The 25,600-nt window shown below is 67.2% G+C and carries 23 protein-coding genes; 9 read left to right on the top strand and 14 right to left on the bottom strand.

Annotated elements, in window-relative coordinates:
- Positions 1–63: 63 nt before the first annotated feature.
- From E0L93_RS02415 to E0L93_RS02405, 3 genes are read right to left on the bottom strand one after another with little or no spacing between them, the layout of a single operon-like run.
- Entirely contained in the window at positions 64–2,598 is a 2,535-nt protein-coding gene (locus E0L93_RS02415) for an FAD-dependent oxidoreductase (protein WP_132687986.1), read from the bottom strand.
- Entirely contained in the window at positions 2,595–3,869 is a 1,275-nt protein-coding gene (locus E0L93_RS02410; RefSeq protein WP_132687984.1) for a cyclic nucleotide-binding domain-containing protein, read from the bottom strand. Before E0L93_RS02410 ends, E0L93_RS02415 begins: the two co-directional genes overlap by 4 nt.
- A 2-nt stretch (positions 3,870–3,871) precedes the next feature.
- Positions 3,872–4,117 (bottom strand): hypothetical protein, encoded by a 246-nt coding sequence (locus tag E0L93_RS02405; RefSeq protein WP_132687981.1) that lies wholly within the window; start codon positions 4,115–4,117, stop codon positions 3,872–3,874.
- 237 nt (positions 4,118–4,354) lie between these two features.
- On the opposite strand from E0L93_RS02405, the gene pknB reads away from it, so the two are divergent.
- Together pknB and E0L93_RS02395 are read left to right on the top strand one after the other, a co-directional pair.
- Positions 4,355–6,460, top strand: coding sequence for a Stk1 family PASTA domain-containing Ser/Thr kinase (gene pknB, locus E0L93_RS02400; RefSeq protein WP_132687979.1), 2,106 nt, complete (start codon positions 4,355–4,357; stop codon positions 6,458–6,460).
- Entirely contained in the window at positions 6,457–7,209 is a 753-nt protein-coding gene (locus E0L93_RS02395) for an MBL fold metallo-hydrolase (RefSeq protein ID WP_132687977.1), read from the top strand. Before pknB ends, E0L93_RS02395 begins: the two co-directional genes overlap by 4 nt.
- A 28-nt stretch (positions 7,210–7,237) precedes the next feature.
- On the opposite strand, the gene E0L93_RS02390 is transcribed toward E0L93_RS02395, so the two are convergent.
- The 9 genes from E0L93_RS02390 to E0L93_RS02350 all read right to left on the bottom strand — a co-directional run bounded on the left by E0L93_RS02390 (position 7,238) and on the right by E0L93_RS02350 (position 17,017).
- On the bottom strand, positions 7,238–8,848 hold the full coding sequence (locus tag E0L93_RS02390; protein ID WP_243638091.1) for a S1C family serine protease: 1,611 nt from the start codon (positions 8,846–8,848) through the stop codon (positions 7,238–7,240).
- Between the two features lie 122 nt (positions 8,849–8,970).
- Entirely contained in the window at positions 8,971–10,443 is a 1,473-nt protein-coding gene (locus E0L93_RS02385; RefSeq protein ID WP_132687972.1) for a hypothetical protein, read from the bottom strand.
- A gap of 3 nt (positions 10,444–10,446) precedes the next feature.
- Entirely contained in the window at positions 10,447–10,830 is a 384-nt protein-coding gene (locus E0L93_RS02380; protein ID WP_165874114.1) for a cupredoxin domain-containing protein, read from the bottom strand.
- A gap of 48 nt (positions 10,831–10,878) precedes the next feature.
- Entirely contained in the window at positions 10,879–11,619 is a 741-nt protein-coding gene (locus E0L93_RS02375) for a sulfite exporter TauE/SafE family protein (RefSeq protein ID WP_132687967.1), read from the bottom strand.
- A gap of 42 nt (positions 11,620–11,661) precedes the next feature.
- Complete coding sequence (gene ahbA / locus E0L93_RS02370; protein WP_243638074.1) at positions 11,662–12,723, bottom strand: siroheme decarboxylase subunit alpha; 1,062 nt, start codon at positions 12,721–12,723, stop codon at positions 11,662–11,664.
- A gap of 87 nt (positions 12,724–12,810) precedes the next feature.
- Positions 12,811–13,956 carry a PQQ-dependent sugar dehydrogenase gene (locus E0L93_RS02365; protein ID WP_132687965.1) on the bottom strand — a complete coding sequence of 382 codons (1,146 nt, stop codon included), beginning with the start codon at positions 13,954–13,956 and terminating at the stop codon, positions 12,811–12,813.
- 13 nt (positions 13,957–13,969) lie between these two features.
- Entirely contained in the window at positions 13,970–14,605 is a 636-nt protein-coding gene (locus E0L93_RS02360) for a uracil-DNA glycosylase (RefSeq protein ID WP_132687963.1), read from the bottom strand.
- Positions 14,606–14,654: 49 nt separating this feature from the next.
- On the bottom strand, positions 14,655–16,244 hold the full coding sequence (locus E0L93_RS02355) for an ATP-dependent acyl-CoA ligase (RefSeq protein ID WP_207890282.1): 1,590 nt from the start codon (positions 16,242–16,244) through the stop codon (positions 14,655–14,657).
- Positions 16,244–17,017 carry an enoyl-CoA hydratase/isomerase family protein gene (locus E0L93_RS02350; protein ID WP_132687960.1) on the bottom strand — a complete coding sequence of 258 codons (774 nt, stop codon included), beginning with the start codon at positions 17,015–17,017 and terminating at the stop codon, positions 16,244–16,246. The genes E0L93_RS02355 and E0L93_RS02350 overlap by 1 nt, the downstream gene beginning before the upstream one ends.
- A gap of 115 nt (positions 17,018–17,132) precedes the next feature.
- Between E0L93_RS02350 and E0L93_RS02345 the strand changes: the two genes are divergently transcribed.
- From E0L93_RS02345 to E0L93_RS02315, 7 genes are all read left to right on the top strand, one after another.
- Positions 17,133–17,765: a TetR/AcrR family transcriptional regulator gene (locus tag E0L93_RS02345; protein ID WP_165874113.1), complete on the top strand. Its 633-nt coding sequence runs from the start codon at positions 17,133–17,135 to the stop codon at positions 17,763–17,765.
- Between the two features lie 112 nt (positions 17,766–17,877).
- Positions 17,878–18,870: a TAXI family TRAP transporter solute-binding subunit gene (locus tag E0L93_RS02340; protein WP_207890281.1), complete on the top strand. Its 993-nt coding sequence runs from the start codon at positions 17,878–17,880 to the stop codon at positions 18,868–18,870.
- Positions 18,871–18,920: 50 nt separating this feature from the next.
- The gene (locus tag E0L93_RS02335; protein ID WP_132687953.1) at positions 18,921–20,882 is read left to right on the top strand and encodes a TRAP transporter permease; all 1,962 of its coding nucleotides are present in this window, start codon (positions 18,921–18,923) and stop codon (positions 20,880–20,882) included.
- A gap of 69 nt (positions 20,883–20,951) precedes the next feature.
- Positions 20,952–21,677: an amino acid ABC transporter ATP-binding protein gene (locus E0L93_RS02330; RefSeq protein ID WP_132688730.1), complete on the top strand. Its 726-nt coding sequence runs from the start codon at positions 20,952–20,954 to the stop codon at positions 21,675–21,677.
- 24 nt (positions 21,678–21,701) lie between these two features.
- Entirely contained in the window at positions 21,702–22,562 is an 861-nt protein-coding gene (locus E0L93_RS02325) for a transporter substrate-binding domain-containing protein (protein WP_132687951.1), read from the top strand.
- A gap of 95 nt (positions 22,563–22,657) precedes the next feature.
- Positions 22,658–23,470, top strand: coding sequence for a basic amino acid ABC transporter substrate-binding protein (locus tag E0L93_RS02320; RefSeq protein WP_132687949.1), 813 nt, complete (start codon positions 22,658–22,660; stop codon positions 23,468–23,470).
- An 11-nt stretch (positions 23,471–23,481) separates the two neighbouring features.
- Positions 23,482–24,213: an amino acid ABC transporter permease gene (locus E0L93_RS02315; protein WP_243638073.1), complete on the top strand. Its 732-nt coding sequence runs from the start codon at positions 23,482–23,484 to the stop codon at positions 24,211–24,213.
- A gap of 4 nt (positions 24,214–24,217) precedes the next feature.
- Here the strand turns inward: E0L93_RS02315 and E0L93_RS02310 are convergent, their stop codons facing one another.
- Positions 24,218–24,937, bottom strand: coding sequence for an anti-sigma factor (locus E0L93_RS02310; RefSeq protein ID WP_132687946.1), 720 nt, complete (start codon positions 24,935–24,937; stop codon positions 24,218–24,220).
- The gene (locus tag E0L93_RS02305; RefSeq protein ID WP_132687944.1) at positions 24,927–25,520 is read right to left on the bottom strand and encodes a sigma-70 family RNA polymerase sigma factor; all 594 of its coding nucleotides are present in this window, start codon (positions 25,518–25,520) and stop codon (positions 24,927–24,929) included. The genes E0L93_RS02310 and E0L93_RS02305 overlap by 11 nt, the downstream gene beginning before the upstream one ends.
- Positions 25,521–25,600: the final 80 nt, after the last annotated feature.

Genomic DNA, 25,600 nt, shown 5'->3' with positions numbered 1-25,600 from the left:
ATCAGGTCTTCCCATACGGCCTTCTCTCCTGCCGTCGGTCCGGAGGGGCCGTAAACGTCCGGTTCATGACGGCCGCTCGCCGCTTCCCTGCCGATCTGGAGCATCGAGAGCCTTGAGCATGTCCGTGATCGAGCCCCGCTCCGGGGACTCGCCTTCCGCCGCAGGCCGGAAGACGAGCTGCGTGTCGCCGCAGGTTATTGTGTCGCCGGGCCTCAGCAGGTACGGGGCACCCAGACGAATTCCGTTGACGAACGTGCCGTTGCTGCTGCCGAGGTCGCTCAGCCAGTAGCCGCCGTCCCTGAACTCTATCCGGGCGTGCCGGCGTGAGAGCTTGCCGTCGTCGAGCCGGATGGAGTTATCGGGCATGCGGCCGATGGTGGCTCCTCCCGGGCCCAGCTCGAAGGTTCGCCCGCCGGCGGTGTGGAGCGCCGCCCGGGCCGCGGGCGGCGCGGCGGGATTCCGGGGCTCCTCCTGCTCTTCCGCTTCGCCCAGGCTCTTCAGGGCGCCGGTGACGGGGCCGGCCTCCTGCTCCCGCTGCAGCTCGTCGAGGCGGTGGATTTCGGCCGTGACAGACCCCGGCCTCTGGCCGCCGGAAGGCGCGCTCCCGGCTGCCGTTGCCTGGAAGGTGAACCGGGTCTGCCCGACCAGGATCTCGTCGCCGTTACGCAGTGGGCGGGGTTCGGTTATCCGCTCGCCGTTGACCCAGGTGCCGTTGGTGGACTCCAGGTCGTCTATCCGGTAAGCGTCTCCGTCGCGCTGGATAAGCGCGTGCCGGCGCGAGGCCTGGGGGTCGGGGACGACTATGTGGTTGTCCGGGGTGCGGCCGATGGTGATGAGGTCCCGGTCCAGATCTATCTCTGCGCCAGAGTCCCGGCGCAGCTGAGCGATGCGGCGCACGGCTGGTTCCTCCAGGGATCGGGCGGGGGAGGTCTCGGGGATGTCCGGGACGCTCACCACGGGCAGGAAGGCGGTCAGGGGGGCGGCAGAGACCCGCTGCTCGGAGGTCTCCTTGAGGCTGCTGGCGAGCTGCTGCCAGGCTCCGGCGAGCGTTGCGAAGTCGTCGCGGCCGATGGTGATCACGTCCACCGGCGTGGCGCAGCGGACCGAGGCGTTGCGGCGGGCGCGGGTGAGCAGCGCCGTCTCGCCGAAGTATTCACCCTGGCTCAGGCGGGCCAGCACCTCTTTTGCGCCGGAGGAGCGCTCCCGGATTACCTCCACCTCGCCGGAGGCGATCATGTAGAAATGATCTCCGGGGTCGCCCTGGCGGAAGATGTACTCTCCAGCTTCGTAATGGGCGCGGCCGACGGTCTGGGTTCTTGAGAGGTTGATCTGCGCTATATCCCGCTTGAGGAAGAGGTCCAGGAACCAGTCCGCCCCGATCTGGAGCTTGCGCCCGAGGCTGGGCGCTTTGGACCAGTAGACGCTCCGCCACAAAAGCCAGCCGAGCATCCCCCGGGTCTTGATGCCGAGCGGCAGCTCGCCGACCCCGGCCCCGTGGCCCACCGTGCACAGGAGTCCCAGCCCGCCGAACGCGAACGGCCGTGCGCGCCCGCCGCGGATCGCGGCCCCGATGTTGTGCGCCAGCGCCTTCCCCTGGCGCAGCGCGTACTGGGCCGTGGGCGGGCTCGGGGAACCGTCCTTGGTGGCCCGATTGGGAACGACGGCGTTATCGCCGAGCGCCCACAGGCCGGGGTGTCCCAGCACCTGCATGAAGTCGTCCACCGCGATCCGGCCGCGCTCCTTCGGCACGTCCAGATCCTCCAGGACGGTGGGCGGGGCGTTGCCGACCGCTACGATCAGGGTGCGGGTGGCTATCCGCGCGCCGCCCTCCAGCAGCGTCTCCCGGGGGGTGGCTCCGGCCAGACGCGCCCGGAGGCGTACCTCCACGCCGCGCTTGCGGAGCTGCTTCAGGGCGTAGCCCGCTATCTCCGCTCCCATCTCCGGCAGAATCCGGTCCCCGGAGTGCAGCAGGACTACCCGCAATTGCTCCCGGGAGATCGAGGGGTAGTACTCGATCGCCTCGCGCACCAGGTCGTTCAGCTCGCCGACCATCTCGACGCCGGAGAACCCGCCGCCCGCCACCACGAACGTGAGCATCGCGCGCCGGATCGCCGGGTCGGTCTCGATGTCCGCGGCCTCCAGCATCTGGAGCACGTGGTTGCGGATGGAGATGGCGTCGCCTAGGGTCTTGATCGTCTTGCCGTGCTGCGCCACGCCCGGCAGGCGGGAGAGGTTGATGCGGTTCCCCAGCGCGAGCACCAGGTGGTCGTAGGAGAGCCGGTGCTCGCGCCCGGTGACCGGCGAGGAGGTCGTCACCGTCCCTGAGCTGGGATCTATCCCGGTTATCTCTTCGGCCCGGAACCGGACGCCCGGGATCAGGCGCCGGATCGGGGCCACCACGTGCATCGTCTCTACCGATCCCGCGGCGGCCGAGGCCAGCAGGGGCACGAAGACGAAGTAGTTGTCCCGGTTGATGAGCGTGATCTCCACCGCCGGGTCGCGCTTGAACGCCTTCGAGAGCCCCTGGGCCGTGGCTATGCCGCCGAACCCGCCGCCGAGGATCAGGACGCGGGTCTTCTGCGGGGCCACGGGGATCACCCACCGGTCTTCATCGCGTGCAACTGCCTCACCCGCTGGCGCACGAGGCGCTCTACTTCGGCCTTGCTCAGCTCCGAACTGTCCATCAGGCTGGCGAACGTGTTGCGGTCCAGCGACATGACCTCCACGTCTCCGGCTGCGCGTACGGTGGCCGTGCGCTTGCCGCCGTGGAGCAGCCCGATCTCGCCGAAGTACTGGCCGGGACCCAGCCGGGTGATGACCAGCTCCCGGCCGCCGGGCTGCTCACGCAGCACCTCGACGTCGCCCCTGGTGATGATGTAGAACTTGTCGGCTATGTCGCCCTGACGGATGATGACCTCGCCGGCATCGAACGCCTCGCGCTCGAGCAGGGGTGTGGCCTGGATCATCTGCTCCTCGGTCAGCGTGGGCAGCGCCTTTGCCAGGTACTCGTCGCGCACTTTGCGGGCCTGAACCAGGAACGCTATAACCGTCGGGATGACGACCAGCGAGTTGTACCCGAAGTGCAGGTAGGGACGCAGCAGGAAGCTCTGCGAACCTTCCCCGAAGAGCAGAACCTCTACCAGCCCGCCGCGGCCCAGGATGCCCGTCTTGCCCCCAGCCTCGTAGAAGGTGGCCGGAACGACCTCTATACCGGCCGGCACCGCGGTGAGGATGTTGCCGTCGCGGACGAGGTCCCACATCTGTTTGGGGTACGTGTAGATGGCCGCCGTCTCGACGTAGTAGATGTAGCCGAGGAAGAGGTGCTCGACCTCGTGGATGCTGGCGAAGATCATGGCCACCCACAGCCAGGCGTTGCGCGGGAACTTGGTCAGCAGCCACAGCGCCCCGAGCCAGACCGCCGTATCCCACACAAGGTGCACCAGCTCAAAGTCCAGAAACCCCAGCACGCCGCAGGCAGCCGGTCCGACCACGTCTGTGGGCTGGCCTGCCGCGTCCGGCATGACGATGCGGGTTGCGAAGGTGGCTCCCTCCGAGGGCGGCGGGCAGGCGAGCGTCCCGTTGAGCACGCTGAGCTGCGTCACCTGCAGGAAGTGCTCGCCCATGTGCAGCACCTGCAGGGCGGTGACCACGGCGAAGACCGCCATCCAGCTGTAGTGCTGGTACTTCCAGAGCCCCTCGAAGAGGGCCAGCGGTATCCAGGGGATCACGGCCAGGATGACTATCAGGTAGAACGGCTGCCCCGTCGCGAAGGCGTAGGCCTGCAAAGCCCAGGAGACCAGCGCGGTCGCCAGAACCGCCTTCATCGGGACGCGCCGCAGCGAGACGAAGCGTTCCAGCGTGGCGCCCATTCTCAGGCTTCCTTCCCGCGGATGTACCGGAGGATCACGAACGCGTCTACCGCTACCACCAGCAGTGCGCAGCCCAGCGCCAGCGGAAGGTGGTACAGCCAGTCGAGGTAGCCGATCTCGCCCCCGCCCAGCGTCTGCGGGGTCTGGGTCTCCTGCGCCAGAGCAGGCCCTCCGGCCGCCAGCAGGAGAACCAGCGCTACCGCGATAACCGCAGACAGGTAGATACGGCCGATCCTTCTCTCCACCACCGGGTATTCCCCATCTTGCAAGAGTCCCCCTTTCTTTCCGGAACTCACAACACGCGTTACAACCCAACTCTATCCAACCGGGATTGCTGTGGGGTATGTGAAATTTCTGGTTTGAGAGAAAAATCTCGAAGAATTGTCCGCTGCGGCTGGCGCACTTGATAGAGTCAGGATTGAGATGGTCTAGAGGCCCGCCTTACTTACGAAGAAGGGGTGGCAAAGAGGAGTTGAGCTGGAGAGATGGCTTCCCGTGATGGATCGGATCGTCTTCCCAGCGGCACGGTAACGTTCCTGTTCACGGACATCGAGGGCTCGACGGCTCTCTACGAGAGCTGCCCGGTGGAGATGGACGTGGCCGTCGTGCGGCACAATGAGATACTCGCTGCCGCCATGGAGGCGAACGAGGGTTATATATTCAAGACCGTCGGCGACGCTTACTGCGTGGCGTTCAACTCGGCCCGGCAGGCTTTCATGGCGGCGCTGGCGGCCCAACGGGCGCTCTTCGCCGAGCCGTGGGATCCAAGATGCGTGATCCGGGTCCGCATGGCTCTGCACAGCGGCGCGGCGACCGAGCGTGGCGGCGACTACTTCGGGCCGCCGGTAAACCGCGTTGCGCGCCTGATGAGCGCCGGGCATGGGGGGCAGATCCTGGTCTCCGGCGCGGCGTACTACCTGATGCGCGATCACCTGGTGCATGTGGAGCCGGAGGCCGAGCTGAGGCCGCTGGGCGAGCACCGGCTGCGGGATCTGCGCTACACGGAGGACATCTACCAGCTCGTCGTCCCGGACCTGCCGGCGGACTTCCCCCCGATCAAGACGGCCGGGCCCGTGCTGCCCGGGAAAGAGGATGCCGGGGGGAGGTCGGGCGGCGACCGCTACCAGATCGAGTACCCCATCGGCGGGGGTGGGATGGCGGAGGTGTATCTGGCATACGATCAGGTTTTGGGGCGGAAGGTGGCGCTCAAGGCGCTCCGGCCGCAGTATGCTTCTGACGAACCGTTTCTGGAGCGCTTCCGGCGAGAGGCGCAGAGCGCAGCTTCGCTATCACACTCGCACATTGTCCCCGTGCACGACTGGGGCGAGACCAGGGAGGGCGCCTACTACATAGTAATGGAGTACCTCCCAGGCGGGACCCTCAAGGGTGTTATCGAGCGCGAGGGGCCGCTCGAACCCGAAAGAGCGGCGAGATACACGATGCAGATAGCCAGGGCTCTGGACTACGCTCACCAGCACGGCATCATCCACCGGGACATAAAACCGCAGAACATACTCATAACCGAGGGTGGAGAGGCTAAGGTGGCAGACTTCGGCATCGCCCGTGCCTCGTCTGGGGCCTCGATCACCCAGGAGGGCTCAGTGATGGGTACGGCCCAGTATATCTCGCCTGAGCAGGTCAGGGGTGAGGAAGCCACAGCCCGGAGCGACCTGTACTCTTTAGGCATAGTCCTGTACGAGATGCTTACCGGTGAGGTCCCCTACAAGGCCGATACCCCGGCGGCGATCATGATGTGCCACCTGAGGGGGGATTGCAGCCCGCCCCGGGAGGTGAGGCCGGATATTCCTGAGGAGCTGAACGGAATAACCCTGCGCCTGCTGTCTAAAGACCCCGAAAAGCGTTATCCGTCGGCAGCGGCTCTGATAACGGACCTCGAAAGGATGCTCGATATGCGTGTGAGCGGGGACACGATAGTGGAGTCGAGGGAAGAGCTGGAGCGCGAGCGGGAAGTCGGAGACCTGACCCTGATCGAGCAGGAACTGGAAGAGCGTGAGCGGGGAGGCGAAGACCAGAAGATCGAACAGCAGGTCCAGACACCGCTCCCTCCGCCGGAGAGAGGCGGGCGGAGGGGTGGAGTGCTGGTCGCCGGAGCGTTTGCGGCGGCCGTGGTGCTGGGCGGCCTGATATGGACGGTCTTCGGACCCGGCGGATCTTCTCCGGGCGGCGGGGCCGGAGAGTCCACCGTCCCGGATCTGGTGGGGCAGACGCTGGAGGAGGCCCGGGCATCCGCAGGCGGCTTCGAAGTCGTGGCCAGCGAGTCCAGCCCGGACCCGGAGGATATCGTTATCAGCCAGGACCCGCCGAGCGGCGCGGCGGCGGAGCCGGGCTCCGAGATCTCCGTCTCGCTGGGCAGCAGCAACCAGCGGCTGGTTACCGTCCCCGATCTCGCAGGGCTTACGATGGAGGAGGCTCGCGGCAGGCTTAACGGCTCCGGGCTCAACCTTGGCAACGTGCGCGAAGATCCGGACGCGGCCGCCCCAGCGGGGCAGATCGTTTCCCAGATCCCCGCCGCGGGCAGCATGTCCCTCCCGAACCAGCCTGTGAGCGTGACCGTCAGCCGGAAGCCGTGAGCCTCCGGCTCCGGGTCCTCGGCAGCGGACCGGCCTGGCCCTCCCCAGGCCGGGCCTGTACGGGTTTCCTGATCGAGACGGGCGAGCTCCGGGTGCTGCTGGACTGCGGCACCGGAGTCTTCGAGCGGCTGCGGGCCGTGATGCCGCCGGAAGACCTCTCGGCGGTTATCATATCCCATCTCCACTTCGACCACTTCGCGGACCTGATGCCTTTTCGCTACTACCTGCTCTTTGGTTCCGGACGCCGGGCATCGCTTCCCCTCTTCCTGCCGCCCGGCGCAGCGGAGCGGCTGCGGCGCGTCGTCGAACCCGTAGAACCCTCTCCCGGCTTCTTCAAGGATGCGTTCCGGGTCTCAGAGTACGATCCGGACAGCACGCTGCGGCTGGGCAAGGTCCGAATCTCTTTTCACAAGACCCTCCACCCGGTCGACACGTACGCGTTCCGGATCTCTCTTGGCGGTGCGGCGCTCGTCTACTCGGCGGACACCGGTTGGGACCCCTCGCTGGCAGGATTCGCCACCGGGGCCGATCTCTTCCTGTGCGAAGCAGGGTGGGGCACGGACGGGAGATCGGCCGAGGGCATGCACCTCTCCGCCGCCGAGGCCGGCCTGCTGGCCCGGATGGCGGGCGCGCGGCGGCTGCTGCTGACCCACATCCCCGGGCCGGAAGCTCCCTCGGTAGCTGCAGCCCGCGCGGAGTTCGGCGGCCCGGCCGAACACGCCGGGCCGGGCGAGGTCTTCCGCATCTAAACGGCGGACGCCGGCACTGCTCCGGGCTCTACAGGGCGCCGCCGTCCACCGTGAAGGTCTCGATCACCCTCTGAGCCGCCTCCACATCCTCCGGACCGGTGGTCTGGATGAAGGTGTATATGATGAAGGAGCCGTCTTCCGGCGTTGCTGCGATGGAGATCAGCTCCTGAGAGCTAACCCCGCCGCAGTTGGTCCAGACCTCGGAGACTCCTACGTAGAGACCGTCGTCGTAACTCTCGCGCGAGCCGTCCAGCTCGCAGCTGCTGGAGAAGTCGAAGTTGTCCAGCAGGGTGTCCGGGGTGTACGTCTGGACGGCCTCGGCGGAGGCGTAGATCGCGACTCCCGGCGTTTCGAACGTCTCGAAGAGACCGTTTAGATCCGGCGAAGCGGCGAGCGCCGGGCCCTCCGGGAGGCCGTCGAGGATCGCAGCCGGGCTCCCGTTTACGTCGCTCCAGCTGGATGGGACCTCCACCATGATGGCCCCTGAGTCGTCGGTGATCTCGGTGGAGCCGCCGGAGGTGTCCGAGCCGCCGGTTCCGCCGAACTCCTCGACCACCTCCAGCTCTCTGTCGCTGTTCAGCTCGCCCTCAAGCACCTGGAACTCGCCAGTGGGATTGCCGTTCGCATCGAGCTGGTAGCGTTCGACCCGGATCTTCATCGGGGCGTCGTCGCCGCGCTGGCGCAGGACGCTGCAGTATACGCTCTTGGTGCCGTCCTCGGCGAGGCGGGTGCCTTCCAGTTCGGTGATTATGTCGACGGTTCCCCCGTTGGGGTCGAAGCCCTCGATGCCCGCGTTGCTCGCCGGCGAGCCGGTCTCGACCGAGGTGACGACGATGCCGGAGAAACCTACCTCTTCGTTCACGAAGGCTTCGCCGCTGATCCCGATGGAGTCTACATCGCCGTTTTCGAGCTGCGACAGGATGCCCTGCGCTTCGTCGCGGCCGATGGCGAAGTACGGGGGAGTGGGGTTGCCATTGCTGTCGATCCGTGCGGCGTAGTTGATGCCCACGACCCGGCCTTCGGAGTCCACCAGCGGGCCGCCCGAACTGCCGGGCCGGATCACCGCGTCGTGCTCGATGACCGAGTCGACCGAGGCGAAGGCTGTCTCGCCGCTGGCTTCCGTGGAGTTTACGCTGCCTCTGGTGGTGGTATAGTCCGGGATCTCCTCGCCTTCCACGTCGTCGGCCGGGAAGCCGGCGGTGTACACTTCGAGGGTCGAGCTTATCTCGCCCTCGCGCCACTCCAGGTAGGGCAGGCCGCCCGCGTTGAGCTTGATGACCGCCAGGTCCGAGCACTCCGAGGTGCCCAGAACCGTGGCATCCACCGGCTCGTCCTCGCCCGCGATGTATACCTGCAGGAATCCCGAACCGGCGACCACGTGGTTGTTGGTGACCGCGAGCCCGTCCTCGCTGATTATGAAGCCCGAGCCGCTGCCGAAGGAGATCTCGCCGAACTGGCGGCCCATGTCGGCCTCACCGCCCCGGGCCTCGATGTAGAGGGTTGCGTCTTCTACGTTTTCTAACGAGGTGACGGCGTTGCTGCTCTGCTCCTCGTTCGTGGTCCCGCCGTTCTCGCCCGGGGCGTTGTTCTCCGGCTGTGCGCCCGAGAGGCATCCTCCCGGCAATAGAAACAGAAGCACCAGCAACGGGAGAATGGGTAGTCGCCTTCGCATCGCCGTCTCGCTTTCATGTCCGGTTATCTGTAACTTCTGCTTCGACTCTATCCAGTTGGTTGCCCGGGGGCAATAGATTTTCCGCGGCACTACCCGGCTACCGGCTGGGAGAGGATCCAGAGGCTGAAGACGGTGTAGAAGACCATCAGGGCCATCATCGGGTACTGGCTCCGGGCCGCCGGGAGGGGGTCCTTGAAGGTTCGCAGCGCCACCGCGTGCGCCAGGTAGACGGCCAGGATGTGGCCGGCCAGGATCAGGGCCACCTGCAGATACCACACGAGTGAGGCGTCCAGGACGGCGTGCACCCGGTAGCCCGCCGTGCCGAAGAGGTTCCAGCCCCACCCGAACGGGTCTGAGATCAGGGCGATCGCGGCCTGCCCCTGGACGAGCAGGTACGAGAGGTAGTGCGCCACCTGGTAGGCGACGGCGATGGGCACCAGCGAGTAGACGTAGGCGGTGGCGAGCCGGCCGGGAGGAACCCGGCTGCGGCTCACGCGCCGGCTGAGCCGCACGAACCCCAGGTACAGTCCGAGGAAGACCAGCGGCAGCGCGAGGAGCCCGGCCGTCGGCGGGATGCCGGAGGCCGTCCACAGCGGGGTCTCCCGGAGGCTGTCGTAGGTAACGATGGCCAGCATGAAGAGGACGAAGGTCATCTGGCCCGGCGGCACCCGCTCCGGCAGCCCGAGCCCGACCGCCGGGGGGCGCAGGTTGATCTCCCGGTGCCCCGGAGCCGCCCGGGCGAAGCACTCGTAGCAGTTGACGCACTCCCCGGATATCCGGCAGGCGTCGCAGCCCTTGCAGGCGCCCGCGGTGCGCACCTCGGTCGGAGCGAAGCGGGCGAGGATGCCGAAGAAGACCGAGAAGGCCTCACCGCGCCGGAGCCAGACCTCCCTGCCGAAGACGGCCATCCCGGTCCAGGTGATCGCGGAGTAGAGCAGTATGAGCAGAGCGAGATTGAAGGGGTTGGAGGATCCTTCGTAGACGGTCTCGACCCACGCGAAGGCCGCAAACAGGACCAGAGCGGGCCAGACGCCGAGTGCGGCGGGGTACGGGACGCGAAGCTCCGGGCTCCGGAGCCCGAGCCGCCGGGCGGGTCCGGATGCCCGCTCGAAGAGGATCTCCCAGGGGTTCACGAGCGGCCAGATGTTCCCCACCAGCGCGGTGAAGAAGCTGAACCCGACCCACCAGGAGATCCAGACGAAGACCGGGGCGAGGTTGGAGGCCGGGTCCTGGTTCCCGAGGAGCCCGCAGAGCACGATGAGCACGAGCAGCGCCACCGATAGCAGACGCAGGGCTGCCGGCAGCCAGCGGCCGGTCAGCAGCACGCGCAGGGGCCGGACGCTCAGCAGGTCGAGCCTGGGGTACGTCCCGCCGGTGGGGCGGTGCTCCATGGAGAGCGCGATCATGACGAAGGTGGCGAGTATGACGGCGTTGATGCCGAAGATGTAGAGCCAGTAGGGGAGCGGCAGCGCCTGGCTGCGGCCGAACCCGTGAGCGTAGGCCGGGGCCGGAGAGATAATAAAGGCGGCTGCCGCGACGGTCAGGAAGCGCAGGGCTCGCATATCCTAGCGGGGCTGCACGACCAGCGTGCCGGTAGCGGAGTGCGAGTGTTCATCTCCGTTCGAGTGGTCGTGGTGGTTCTCTATCTCGAACCGTCCGGAGAAGTCCGCGTCGAACGAGATCTCGGCCGTCTCCCCCGGCGCCACATCTGCCCGGAGATCGTAGCCGTGCACGTGGAGCTCGACCGGCCGGTCCGACTCTATCCTGAGCGTCACCCGGTCGCCCTCACGCACGACGAGCTCATCCGGTGTCATGGAGCCGTTGCGGATCTCGAGCTTGAAGCTGCGCTGCTCCGGAGCCCCGCCGGAGGGAATCTCCGGCCGCAGCGCCAGAAACAGCCCGGCCAGCGCGAGCGTGGAGAGCGCTACTATGATGAAGGGTCTGGCCACGGTCCCTGTAACTCTATCCGGTGGCCGCGGGTGACGGAAGGCGGAGATTTACGGCACGAGAGCGTAGAGCCCGCTCGCGACGGCGGCGAGGCCGGCTACGAGCACCAGAGCCAGCGTGATCCTGCGGAAGAGCTCGTCGGAGACGCGCAGCAGCAGGCGCGTACCGGCCGTCTTGCCGAGCAGGACCGCGGGGAGGAGAGCCGCGGCGAGATAGAGGTGCGAGGCGCTCAGGAGATCCCGCAGGAAGAAGAGCGCGAGCCCGGCGAGGCTGATGCACAGAAAGTAGGCGGCGTTACTGGCCCGGAAACTCTCCTTCGGAAACCCGCGCGCCGCGAAGAGCATCACCACGGGCGGGCCGGCGAGCCCGGTGGAGGTGGAGAGCGCCCCGCTCGCACCCCCGGCAGCCGCCGTTCCCCAGCGGCTGCCCAGGCCCGGTATCTCCACGCCCCAGATCATGAGCAGCGCGAACACCACCACCGTGACCCCGGCCAGCAGACGGATCTGCCCGGCCCCGAGCACCTGCAGGACCTCGGCGCCCAGCAGGAGACCGGCGAGAGCCCAGGGCAGCAGCGAGAGCACGGGGCGGACCCGCACCTGCCGCCAGGAGTCCAGCGCGATGGCGGAGTTGATGAGCAGAGAGAGGACCAGCATCACCGCTACCACCGTCGGCGGGTCGAAGACGAGCAGGAGCAGGGGGGATGATACCAGCGCGAAGCCGAACCCGGTCAGGCCCGCCACGCCCCCCGCCAGGAGCATGGCGAGAAGCGCAACCGCGTAGCTCTCAGCCATCGAATACCGGGCTGCGCTCCGGTGGCCGCCGGGCGAGACCCGCTAACGCACCCTGCCCGAGTAGAGCCGCTCCCAGGCCTCCATCTCCGGCGTGAAGTACCGGACGCGGGTCTTCTTGTACTCCCGGGTGGAGTAGAGTGAGTCGTACTCGGTGATGCCGCTCTCCTCGGACATGGCGGAGAGTACCCGCTCACACTCCTCCTCGCTGCGGCCGTGGACCATGCTGAAGATCGAGTACGGCCAGTCCTCGTAGGTCGGGCGCTCGTAACAGTGGGAGACGGCCTGGTACTGGGCGAACATCTGGCCGACCTCGTCCGTCCGTTCCGGCGGCACCTTCCAGACGCCCATGGCGTTGGCGCGGAAGCCCGCCTTGCGGTGGTAGAGTACGGCGGAGAAGCGGCGCATGATCTTGCGGGCCTGCAGCTCCCGGGCCTTCCCGATCAGCTCTCCGGGCTCCAGCCCGGCCTGCTCGGCCCAGAGATCGAAGGGCCGCTGGGTGAGGGGGATGTCCTCCTGCAGGACCCGGATCGCCGCCTTGTCTGCCTCGGAGATGTTGCGGTCGGCCCGGCTGCGATCCCGCTCGCCGTACTGCGGGGCCTCCTTGCGGGCGGTCGCACCCTCTTTCATGTCCAGGGTGACCCCGATCTTGAAGAGCTTCAGGGTCGGCAGGATGCGCATCTTCTCCGCGCCGGAGATCTCCCGCAGCACCTCCACCGTCCGCTCCAGACCCAGCCGGGAGTCCGGCGGGACGGCGACCGTGTACCAGAGGTTGAACTCGTTGTTGCGCTCGTAGTTGTGCGAGACGCCGGGATGCGAGTTTATGGCCCGGGCCCCGGAGTGGAGCTTCTCCGGAGCGAATTTCGCCGCCACCAGGCTGGACTCGTAGCCCAGCACGCGGGTGTCGAAGATGGCGCTGATCTGGCGTATGACCCGCCCGCGTTTGAGCGCCTCTATCCGGCGGATCACCTCATCCCCGGTCGTGCCTACCGCGCGGCCGATCTCCTCGAACGGCTCGCGTTCCAGCGGTATGTTGCGCTGGATTAGGTTGAGGATCTCCTTGTCCAGCGCGTCCATTATCTCGGGTTTCGTAGCCGACTGAACCACGTTGCAACTCTTCCTGATAAGCTAGACTTCAGACCTACCCTGAAAGAACATGATAGCAGGACGCTGACCGCCGGGTAGGGAAAATGTTTACTCATCCTCGAACGTGACGCGCAGAAGCCTGTCGTCGCCCTCCCGCGGGTCGCCGCGGCCGTCGGTGTTGCTGGTGAGGACGTACAGCGCGCCGTCCGGCCCCTCCACGACGGTGCGCAGGCGCCCGTGCTCGCCCTCCAGGAGCGGCTCGAACTCTTCCACCCGCGACGGGTCGTCTGCGCTGAGCGCGACGCGGTAGAGGGCGCTGCCCCTGAGGCCGGTAAAGAAGAGGTTGTTCGCGAAGGGCCCTCCGGTAGCGAACGCGGCCCCGGAGGGGGCCCAGGTCTCCGCTCCGCTCTCGATCACGGGGTCCCGGTACTCCGGCTCGCCGCCCGCTCCCGCCACCTCGGGCCAGCCGTAGTTCTCGCCGGGCCGGATCCAGTTCAGCTCGTCGTGCCCGGTGGGACCGTGCTCGGGGGCGTAGAGCTCGCCGGTCTCCGGGTGCCAGGCGAGCCCCTGCGGGTTGCGGTGCCCCTCGTTGTAGACGTGAGAGCCGGGGAAGGGGTTGTCTTCGGGCACGGAGCCGTCGGGGTTGAGGCGCACGATCTTGCCGGCCAGCGTATCCCGCTCCTGCGCCAGACCCTCCTCTCCCACGTCGCCCAAAGTCGCATAGAGCTTGCCGTCGGGACCGAAGGCCACCCGGCCCCCGTTGTGGATGCTGTACGCCGGGGCCTCCAGCAGCACCCGGTCCTCGGTCGCCGAGCCGCCCTCATCCACGAGCCGGGAGATCCGGTTGACGAGCCCGCCCTCCCCGTCCGGGGCGGTGTAGTAGGTGTAGAGGTAGCCGTTCTCCCCGAAGGCCGGGTCGAGCGCGAGCCCGAGCTGACCCCCTTCCCCGACCTCGTCCACGTCCAGCTCGGCGTAGGGCTCGGCCCGCACCGCTCCGCTCTCGACGACCAGGATTCGCCCCGGACGCTCGGTTATGAAGACGCGCCCGTCCGGCGCGAAGACGACCTCCCACGGCGTATTCAGGCCGGTTATGACCTCCTCTACGACGGGAACGGCATCCTCCGGCTGCGCCTCGGGGGCCGGTTCCTCCGCTCCGCCTATCCTATCGTCGATCACCGCGGGTTCTCGCTCCTCGCCGCCACAGGCGGCGAGGGTGAACAGGGCGAAGAGGATCAGGGGATAGAGCGGTCGCATGCTCTCCTTTGGCCTAGCTCTCCAGCACTTTCTCGTATTCGGCGTAGACGTTCTGGATGTCCTGCCAGACCTGGAGCTTCGTCTGGCGCAGCTCCTCACCGCGCTGGCGCAGGATGTAGGCGGGATGGAAGGTCGCCATCGCCTGCGCCCCGTGCGCCCGGTACCACTTGCCTCTGTCGCGCGTGATCTTGAAGTTCGGATCTATCACGGTGCGTGCCGCCGGGGCCCCCAGGCACAGGATCACCTTCGGCTTGATCGTCTCCAGCTGCGCCTGCAGGTAGGGGTTGCAGGCCCGGATCTCCTTCGCGTTCGGCTGGCGGTTGCGGATGCGGCCGTTCAGCTCCTCCGAGGCCCGGCACTTGACGACGTTGGTGAGGTAGATCTGCTCCCGCGTCAGGTTCACCGCCGCCAGGATGTCGTCCAGCAGCTTGCCCGCCCGGCCCACGAACGGCAGCCCCGAGGCGTCCTCGTTCTCTCCCGGCCCCTCCCCGATGAGCATGAGCGGGGAGTAGGGGTCGCCGGTGCCGAAGACCGTGTTGGTCCGGGTGCGCGCCAGATCGCACCTGGTGCAGACCGAGACCTGCCGCGCCACCTCCGCCAGGCGCTCTTCCCGGTTCTCCTCTTCCAGAACGTCGAAGAGGCTGTCCAAACCCTCCTCCGGAGCCTCGCTCTCCCGCCCATTTTACACGCGCCCCCCGCTAGCGCCACACGCCGTCCACCCGGTCGTAGGACCCGGCGCGCAGATCCTCCTTCTCGCGCTGCAAGAGGTGCCGGGCTACTCTTTCAGAGGGCGTGCGGGGCAGCTCCTCTCGGTACTCCCAGTAGCGGGGTACCTTGAAGTACGCCAGCTTCTCCGAGCAGAACTCAGCAAGCTCCTGCGGCGGCACGCTCTCCGGCGAGGCGCCGGGCCGGAGCACGATGTAGGCCTTGATCTCCTCGCCCCGGATCTCGTCCGGAACCGGGATGCAGGCGGCCGACCGCACCTCCGGGTGGCTCTCCAGCGCTCCTTCGACCTCCTCGGCGGAGACGTTCTCCCCGCTGCGCCGGATCCTGGCCTTCTTGCGGCCAACGTAGTAGATGCGGCCCTCCTCGTCCATCCGGGCCAGGTCTCCGGTGTGGAACCAGCCGTTCCGGAATGCCTCCGCAGTCTCCTCCGGCATCCTGTAGTAGCCGTCCATCATGCCCGGGCCGCGCAACGCCAGCTCGCCCGTCTCGCCCCGCGGCACGGGCCTGTCCGAGTCGTCCACGATGCGCGCCTCCCGGGTGTAGTGGGGCCGCCCGATGCAGCCGGTCCCGACGAGCTCGTCGTGCTCGTCCTGCCGGACCGAGATATCACCGCCGGTCTCGGTCATCCCGAACCACTCGTGCCAGGGCGCTCCCCAGCGCTCCTCCAGCTCCCGGTGGATGTTCTTCGGAATGCCGGAACAGATGATGTGCCGTACCCGGTGGTCCCTGTCCTCCGGCGTGGACGGCATCTTGAGCATCAGCGTCGGCATGGCCCCGATGCAGAAGAAGAAGGTGATGCCGTAGCGGCGCACCTTCTCCCAGAAGGTGGAGGGATGGAACCGGTCGAGTACCACGAGTGGAGCGCCGGAGGCCAGCGAGACGAGCGTGTTCCACTGCGGGTCTATGTAGTGGTAGGGCTGGGCGGTGAGCAGCACGTCGCTCTCGTTTACGGGCGGTTCGGGCTGCTCGATGTGCTTGCGGAACTTGTGAACCCAGAAGCCGTGCGAGAGCATGCAGCCCTTCGGAGGTCCCGTCGTACCGGAGGTGTACTGGATGCTGGCCAGGTTCTCCGGGTAAACTCTCACCCCCGGCGGCTCTCCGGCCGCGGCTTCCAGCAGCGACTTGAACCCGCCGTCCACCGACACCACACGCTCCAGAGCACCGGACCGAGCCCGGATCTCCTCCAGCAGCGGGACAAACTCCGAAGAGGTCACAACCAGCTTCGCCCCGGAGTGCTCCAACACGTAACGGGCGTCGAGCTCCCGGTAGTAGACGTTGATCGGGACCATGACCGCCCCGAGCTTGGCCAGCGCCAGCCACGTCAACGGGAACTCCGGCCGGTTGCGCAGCATCACGCCGACCCGGTCCCCGAAGCCCACACCGAGCTCGCCCAGGACGTGCGCGATCCGGTTCGACCGCCCCTCTACCTCGCCGTAAGTCAGGCTCTCCCCGGTCTCGTCGAACGTCAGGGCGGTGCGTCCGGCCCACCGGGCCGCAGCGCGGGCGGTCAGGGTCCCCAGATCCGGGATACGGTCCAGCCCTAGCCTGGCCACGCTCTCCATCAGTCCTCCTCCTTCTTCCGGTTCCGGAATTCCTCGGCGGCCCGCTCCGACTCCTCCGAGAGCCGGGCGGCCACGGCATAGTCCACCTCTACCTCGAAGGCGGTCTCAATGCCCGACTGCGCCCCGCGGTCGAGCGCGTACTTGGCCCGCGCCACGGCCCCGCGCGGCAGACCGCTGAGCCTCCGGGCCAGCTCCAGCGCCGCCGCTTCGTGCTTCCCGGACTCCACAACCCGGTTCACCAGCCCCAGCTCGGCGGCCCGCTCCGCACCGAACCGCTCCCCGAGCAGCACCAACTCCTTGGCCCGTGCCGGCCCGACCGCAAGGGGGAGTAGGTGCGAGATGCCGCCGGTGACACCGCGTCCAACACTGACCTCCGGAAAGCCGAAGACCGCGTCGCGCGCGGCCACCACCAGATCGCAGGCGAGAGCGAACTCGCAACCCGCTCCCAGCGCGTAGCCGTGAACGGCCGAGATCACGGGGAAAGGAACCCGCCGGACCCTGCGCGTCACATCTTGCACACGCTGCATCCGGCGCCGCAGCTCAGCCTCCGAAACCGGCGGCTCCCGGCGCTTCAGATCCGCCCCAGAACAGAACGCACGGCCCCGCCCCGCCAGAACCGCCGCCCCAACCTCTTCCTCCAGCGCCCGGTCCAACGCCGCATTCAACCCCTCCACCAGCTCCGGAACCACCGCGTTCAACCGGCGCGGCCGGTTCAGATGGATGCGCGCCACCCCGCCGACAACCTCGTACTCCACCACGCTCGCGCCCTTCATCGCCCCTCCCGTTTGACACCTTACCGAGCGATCGATAACATAGTAACTCATGGAGCATCGCTGTGTCACGGGGAGCTCCCGGGGTGAGGAGGGGACGCGGGAGAGGGTATTAGGGGTGGCGTTACGGTTATTCGCCGAGCGGGGTTATGAGGCGACGGGGATCCGGAGCATAGCGGCCGGGGTGGGCATTACGCCGGCTGGGCTCTATCACTATGCGGCGTCCAAGGAGGAGATTCTGCTCGCGTTGATGGAGCGGGGGTTGGAGCGGTTGATCTCTGCGGCGCGGAGGGCGTTGGAAGATCTGGAATCTCCCGAGGAGCGGTTGGCGGCTCTGGCTTATCTGCACGTGCTCTCTCATGGTCGGCGGCGGCTCTTGCACCTCGTCAACGACACGGAGTTTCGGGTGCTCGGCGGGGAGAACCGCGCTCGGATCGGGGCCCGCCGCGACGAGTACGAGGCTTACTGGCGGGAGGTTATCCGGCGGGGAGTAGTGGAGGGGGTGTTCCGGGTGGACGACGTCCGGCTTGCGGGGTTTGCGCTGTTGCAGATGTGCACGGGTGTGGCGCAGTGGTACTCACCGGAGGGTGGGTTATCGATAGAGGAGATCTCGGCCCGCTTCGCCGACATGGCGCTCGCGCTCGTGCGGGCCGAGCGGGACGGCGGGCCGGTCCGGTTTGCGGAGCTGGGATTGGCGGGCCTTGCGCGCTATGCTGAGGAGGGGGCTCCCTGGGAGTGCGGGGTAGGGTAGAATGGCGGGGGGTGTGGAGGGAAGGAGGGTCGGTGGGCGATCTCTGACATACATGCGTCGGGCGGTCTTTGCAAGCGTTTGTCATGTTATGGCCTTACAGGAAGGAGGGCAGTTGAAGAAAAGTTTTCTCACGGTAGCGGTAGCATTTCTGCTCGCGGCCGTTCTGGCCGCCTGCGGCACGGGACCGACCGGGGAGCCGCAGGAGGAGGACTTCAGGACCGATATCCAGCTAGGCACGGGGAGCGTCGGGGGCACCTACTTCCCGCTCGGGGGTGAGATGGCAACCCTTCTCTCCGATGAGGTGGACATCGAGGGGTTCAACGTCAGCTCGGTCGAGTCGGGGGCTTCGGTGGAGAATCTGGCCAAGATCGGCACCGGTGAGTTCCAGCTCGGCATGACCGTCAACGGGACTGCTCAGGATGCCATGAACGGCGAGGGAGAATTCGAGGGGCGGCCGGTCGAGAACTTCGGGTTCATGATCCAGATCTACCCCGAGGTCATGCACGTGGTGACCCTGGAGAGGACCGGCATCGAGTCCATCGCGGACCTTGAGGGCAAGCGCGTTGCGATCGGGCCTCCCGGGAGTGCGACGCAGAGCGCGACCCGCGGGATTCTCGCCGCCTACGGCATAGAGGACGGCGACTACCAGGCCTTCGAGGAGGGCTTCGGCGATGCTGCGGGCCGGCTGCAGGACGGCAACCTGGATGCTTCGTTCGCGATACTGGGTTCCCCTGCCTCCAGCGTGGACGAGCTGCAGGCCACCACCGGTCAGGTGCGGTACCTGGAGATCGAGGGCGATGCTCTGGAGCGGTTCACCGGCGAGACCTTCTACGAGCCCTACGAGATACCGGCGGACCACTACGCGTGGCTGGAGGAGCCGGTCAGCACCGTTTCGGCCTACGCCATCCTCGTCGGCTCGACCAACCAGATCGACGAGGAGACCGGCTACCAGATCACCAAGGTTCTCGCGGAGCGGGCCGCGGAGGAGATCTCTCACCCGCAGGCCGAGAACATGACCAAGGAGAACGCGCTGCTGGGCCGGCTGGATCTGCCGCTCCATCCCGGTGCCGAGCGCTACTACCGGGAAGAGGGGATGCTGGACTGACCGGGACCGGGAGGAGTTAGGCCCTTCCGGAGAAGCAGAGAGGGGCAGCGATGAGCGAGAGCGCGGGCAGGGTAGCAGGGCAGCCGCCGGAGGGGAGGCAGCGGGAGCTGCTCCGGAAGTACAGCGCCGAGACCGCCTACCGGACCCGGTTGGGGAAGTGGGGCTGGATCACGCTCGCCATAGGGGCGGTGCTCACCATCTTCCAGCTCTACACGGCGTTCCGGGGCCCCTACCCCTCGCTCATCCAGGGCGCCTTCCACCTCGGGACGGCGCTCGGCCTCATCTTCCTGCTCTATCCCGCGCGCAAGGCGTGGGCCGATCGGGCAGGGGTGCCGTTCTACGACGCGGTTCTGGCCGTTGCGGCCATGGGCTGCAACTACTACATTGTCTTCAACTACGAGTATCTGGTCACCGAGGCCATAGTCTTCGGCTTCACCACCGTCGACGTCCTGATAGCTTCGGCCGGGATCATACTCGTCCTGGAGGCCACCCGCCGCTGCATCGGGCTCCCGATAGTCCTCATCGCGGTCGCGGCGCTTCTGTACGGGCTCTTCGGACCGTACATCCCCATCTTCGCGCACGCGGGCTTCAGCTGGCCCCGGCTCTCCACCAACATCTTCTACAGCTCGGCCGCCATCTTCGGCACGCCCATCCAGGTCTCCTCCACCTTCATCTACCTCTTCCTCTTCTTCGGCGTGGTCCTGATGAAGACCAGGATCGGGCAGTTCTTCACCGACCTGGCCTTCGGGGCCACGGGGCGCTTCACGGGCGGCACGGCGAAGGCCGCGGTCACCGCGAGCGGGCTTCAGGGCATGGTCTCGGGCAGCTCGGTGGCCAACACGGTTACCTCAGGCGCGTTCACCATCCCGATGATGAAGCGCGCGGGCTTCAGGCCGGAGTTCGCCGCCGCCTCGGAGGCTTCGGCCTCCACCGGGGGGCAGATCATGCCTCCCCTCATGGGCGCGGCGGCCTTCATCATGGCGGAATACACCGGGGTGCCGTACAACGAGATCATCATCATCGCCTTCATCCCGGCCGTTCTCTACTTCTCTGGGGTATTCATGGGCGTGCATTTTACGGCCAAGCGGGAGGGCATCCTGGGGCTCCCCAGAGAGCAACTCCCGGCGCTCGCCGGACTCCTGAAGCGGATCGACCTCCTGCTGCCGCTCGCCGTGATAATCGGGCTCTTGCTCGCCGGGAGGACGCCCTCTTCCGCCGCCCTCTACGGCATCGGGACGGCGCTCGCCCTCAGCTTCCTCAGGCGCGACACCCGGCTCTCCCCGAAGGAGCTGCTCAAGTTGCTGGAGGACGGGGCGCGGACCGCGCTGCCGGTGATCGCGGCCTGTGCCAGCGCGGGCATCGTGGTGGGGATCGTGACCACGACGGGGCTGGGGGCCATAGTCGCCGGGGGGCTGCTGGAGCTGGCGCTCGGGCAGTTCTTCCTGCTGATGTTCTTTACCATGATCGCCTGCATCATCCTGGGGATGGGGCTGCCGACCACGGCCAACTACGTGGTCACGGCGACCATCGCGGCCCCGGCGCTGCTGGAGTTCGGGGTGCCCGTGATCGCGGCCCACTTCTTCGTCTTCTATTTCGGCATCGTGGCGGACATCACGCCGCCGGTCTGTCTGGCGGCCTACGCCGGGGCCGGGCTCGCCGGGGCCAACCCGCTCAAGTCCGGGGTGAACGCGGTCAAGCTGGCCATAGCCGCCTTCATAATCCCGTACATCTTCGTGACCAACCCGATGCTCCTGCTGGTGGATGCGGAGCCCTTCCCTCTGGCGCTCGCCATCGTGACGGCCCTCGTCGGGATGGGCGCGATCAGCGCCGGGGTCGTCGGGTACTTCGTACGGCGGGCGAACTTCCTGGAGCGGCTGCTGCTGGTAGCCGCGGGGCTCATGCTCGTCTACCCGGAGATCTTCGTCTCGCTGCCGGGGCTCGCGCTCATGGTCGCCGTCGGGGTGTTCCAGTACGTCCGGGGCCGGGTCGGCAAGGAGCCGGCTGCGTCATGACTTGACAGGATGCAGACGTTCGGGCGAATATTTCGCGGACGGGCCCGCTAGCAGAGGCGCAGGATGAGCATCATAGAGTTCAGGGGCGTGAACAAGTGGTTTGGCGACTTTCACGTCCTCAAGGAGATAGACTTCGCCGTAGGCGAGGGAGAGGTCGTCGTTATCATCGGGCCTTCGGGCTCCGGAAAGAGCACGCTGCTCCGGTGCATAAACGCTCTGGAGACCATAGATTCCGGCGAGCTGATAGTCGACGGCATCAAGGTCCACGATAGCAAGACCAACCTGAACAGGGTGCGGACCGAGATCGGGTTCGTCTTCCAGCAGTTCAACCTCTACCCGCACATGACGGCGCTGGAGAACATCATCCTGGCGCCGATGAAGGTGAAGAAGGTGCCCCGGGAGGAAGCCGTGCGGCGGGCCACCCGGCTGCTGGAGCGCGTCGGTATCCCGGAGCAGGCGAACAAGTACCCCGAGAGTCTCTCGGGCGGCCAGCAACAGCGGGTCGCGATCGCGCGCGGGCTGGCCATGGAGCCGAAGATCATGCTCTTCGACGAGCCCACCAGCGCTCTGGACCCGGAGATGATCAACGAGGTCCTGGATGTGATGGTGGATCTGGCGCGGGGTGGGATGACGATGGTCGTCGTCACGCACGAGATGGGCTTCGCCCGCAAGGTGGCCGACCGGGTGGTCTTCATGGACGAGGGCCGTATAATCGAGGTGGGGTCTCCGGAGCACTTCTTCCGGAACCCCGAGAACGAGCGCACCAGGCGCTTCCTGAGCCGGATACTGCACTAGGGGAGGACTTCGCTCATCTCTACCATGCACGCACGCGCTCCGATCGTGCCGGTTCTGGTCGCTCTGCTGCTTCTGGCGGTTCTCTCCGGATGCGGCTCCGGCGATGAGCCGCGGGGTGAGGACGCCCCATCCCGTTCCGGGATCGGCACGCTGTTTGAGGCGCAGCAGCGGGGTGAGATAAGGATTGGGGTGAAGTTCGACCAGCCGCCGTTCGGCTACGTGGCGGAAGAGGGGGAGGGGCCGGTCGGTTTCGAGGTGGATCTGGGGCGCGCTATCGCGAAGAAGCTGGATGTGGAGCCGCAGTTCGTTCGGGTAACGACCGGCGACCGCGTGGAGATGCTGCAGAGCGGTGAGGTAGACCTGGTAATAGCGACCATGACGCACACGCGCGCCCGGGACGAGATAATAGACTTCTCCGTTACCTACTTCCGGGACGGGCAGCGGATCCTGGTCCCGGCAGGTTCGGAGATAGAGAGCGTTGAGGACCTCGCCGGGCGGACCGTGGCTACCGCGGGCGGCTCGACGAGCGAGGTGAACATCCGACGGAAGGCCCCGGAGGCCGAGGTGCTGACCTACGAGACCCATCGCAAAGCGCTGGACGCGCTGCTCCGGGGGGAAGCCGAGGCCGTCACGACCGACGGGGCCATCCTGATGGGGCTCAAGGAGATTGCGGAAGAGGAGGGTGCCGCGGTAAAGATCGTGGGCGGGCCCTTCAGCGACGAGCCCTACGGCATCGGGGTGCGGCAGAACGACTCGGCGTTGCGGGACGCCGTCAACTTCGCGCTCATGGAGCTGGTGGAGGAGGGGCGCTACGAGGAGATCTACCGGGAATGGTTCGAGGGGGAGGAACCCTTCACCCCGGAGGTCTGGCCCGCCGGCTCGTGAGAGGTTGCGTTCCGCCGGGCGGCTCGGAGATAATACAGGTGCTAAGCAACTATCCTCCCATTCCGGGCAAGGGTTTCTAGAAAGGAGCCGTATTGGTGGGTAGATTCAGGGCATTGCTGCTGGTGGCGGTGTGCGCCTTCGCGCTGGCGGCCTGCGGCGGGGGAGGGGACGCCGGGGGAGAGAACGGCGCGGAGCAGCCGGAGGACGGGGCCGGTCTTGAGGGCCGGACCGTGACCATAGCTTCGGACATCGCCTACCGGCCGTTCGAGTTCATGGAGGGCGGCGAGCCCGTCGGGTTCGACATAGACCTCATCAACGAGATCGCCGAGCGGGCCGGTTTCGAGCCGGATATCCAGAACGTCACGTTCGACGGCATCATACCGGGGCTCCAGTCCGGGACCTACGACATGGCCATCTCGGCCATGACGATCACCGAGGAGCGCGAGCAGCAGGTAGACTTCTCCGATCCGTACTTCAACGCCGACCAGTCGCTCCTGGTGCGCGCCGGCTCCGACATAGAGAGCGTAGACGATCTCGCCGATGCGAACGTGGGCGTGCAGCTCGGCACGACCGGCGCGATGCTGGCGACCGAGTTCCAGAGCGAGGGCCGGATAGGGGAGCTCACGACCTTCGACACCATAGAGGACGCCTTCCTGGCGCTGGAGAACGGGCAGGTGGACGCCGTGATCAACGACTTCCCCGTCTCGGCGGACCGGGTCGAGACCAGCGGCGCCGACCTGGAGATCGTGGAGACCTTCCCGACCGGCGAGCAGTATGGAATCGCCTTCCCGCCGGACAGCGAGCTGCGCGAACCGGTAAACCAGGCGCTTGCGGAGATCAAGGAAGACGGAACCTACGCCGAGATCTACGAGAAGTGGTTCGGCCAGGAGCCGGAAGAGATCCCATAAGGAGCCTTTAGGTGTACATACCGCCGGCGCTGCTCCAGGTGGAGATAGATCCCGGGGCCTTCAACCCGCAGCGGATCGTCGAGAACTACCTGAACTTCCAGCTGGTCTTCCAGAACATGGACGTCATCTTCGCGGCGTTTCTGGTGACCATCTCGCTGGCGCTGCTGGCGGAGGTGATCGGGATAGTCATCGGGCTGGTCCTGGCCCTGATCCGGGTCTCCGCGCCGAAGGCGCTGCAGCTCCTCTCGCAGGCCTACGTGGACGTCTTCCGGGGCTCGCCGCTTCTGGTGCAGATCACGATCCTCTACTTCACGCTGCCCCTGATCGGCATCCGGTTCACGAGCCTCTTCTTCGCGGGGCTAGCGGCCCTGAGCCTGAACGGGGCGGCGTACGTGGCCGAGATCTTCCGGGCCGGCATCCAGAGCATAGACAAGGGGCAGATGGAGGCGGCCCGGGCCTCGGGGCTCAGCTACGTGCAGGCGATGCGCTACGTGATAATCCCGCAGGCTTTCCGGCGCGTGATCCCGCCGCTGACCAACGAGTTCGTGGCGCTGGTGAAGGACACCTCGCTGGTCTCCGTGATCGGGCTCGCCGAGCTGCTGCGGGCGGCACGGGTGCTGCAGTCGGCGACGTTCAACGGGACCCCGCTGATCGCGGCAGCCCTGCTGTACCTGGCGGTCTGCGTGCCCCTGATCTACCTCGCCAACGCCCTGGACCGCCGTCTGAACCGCCGCGTGGCTTGAGCGGCTACAGCGCCGCCCGCAGGTAGACGGGGCCGGTCTTCTCCGCCGCTCCGCGGGGCTCCGCCGTGATCTCCAGGCGCTCGTAAGCGCCCGGAGGTCCCGGCATGGCGCCCGTCATGTGGCCGTCGCCATGCTCGTCCAGCTGCATCTGTCCGAGCGGGACGGCCTCGCCGTCCTCCCGGATGAGCCAGGCTTGGTAGGTGTGGCCCTGCGGTGGGGCCGGCAGGTTGTAGACGCCGAGCGCCAGCTCGCCGGCCTGCGGGGCCATCACCGCCGTTCCCCGGGCTTCGGGCGCCTCGTCCGTCCCGGTCGCGATCGCGACCAGCAGATCGCCCGGCTGCGGGCTCCTCTCCCGCAGCTCCTGGATCTCGGCCCGCAGCTGCCGGTTCTCGTCGCGCACCTCGAGATAGGCCCAACCGAGGACCGCGGCCGCCAGCAGCGCTGCCGCGGCGACGATCGCAGGTATCCGGTCCCACCGGCCCGTCCTGCCGGCCTCTTCCGGCTTCCGGACCTCGGCCATGAGGCGCTCCCTGACGCGCTCCGGTGGCGCAGCCTGGGGAGCGGCATAGGGCAGCGCGTCCAGCGTCTCGGAGACCTCCTCCAGCGAGCGGCGGCAGCGCTCGCACTCGCGCAGGTGCTCCTCGACTGCCCCGGCCTCCTCCGGCAGAAGGTGCCCGAGGTGGTAGTCGGGGAGCAGCTCTTCTACGTGTCCTCTAGATGCCATCTCGTTCCGGAGTGCCTTTCGCTTCCCGCCTCAGGGCGTTCCGCAGCTTGCTCAGGGCGAGCCGCATGCGCGTCTTGACCGTCCCCAGAGGGAGCCCGGTGCGGCGCGAGATCTCGACCTGGCTCCAGCCCCGGAAGTACGAGAGCTCCACAACCTCCCGCTGGGGCTCGGGCAGATCCTGCAGAGCCTCACTCACCAGCCGCCGCAGCTCGGCCTCCCGGGCGTCCTCGACCGCTTTGAGCGCCGGGTCCGGAGTGTAGGCGTCGAGAACCTCCCGGCTCCGGCGTTGCCGCCGCTCTCTGGAGTCCATGCGCCGGAGCTCGTCTATGGAGCGGTTGCGGGCGATCCTGACCAGCCAGGAGTAGGGACGGCCCCTGCTCGGGCTGTAGCTGGCGGCCTGTCGCCAGACGGTCAGAAAGGTATCCTGCACCACTTCTTCTGCAGCCTCCCGGTCCCCGGTTATGCGCCGGGCCAGGGAGAAGACGAGGCCCGCGTGGCGGTCGTACAGAGCCTCCAGAGCGTCGCCCTCTCCCTCGACGATTCGCCCTAGAAGTTCTTCGTCGCTCAGGCGCTCGTAGTTCACCGGTCTCCGGACGGTGTGTCGAAAGATCCGCTCATGCGCGCGCAAGTGGATTCTACCTCAACCATGAATCCGGGACGCGG

The sequence above is a fragment of the Rubrobacter taiwanensis genome (assembly GCF_004337705.1).
Lineage (GTDB): Bacteria > Actinomycetota > Rubrobacteria > Rubrobacterales > Rubrobacteraceae > Rubrobacter_C > Rubrobacter_C taiwanensis.
This window is presented reverse-complemented; position numbering and strand designations above follow the sequence as displayed.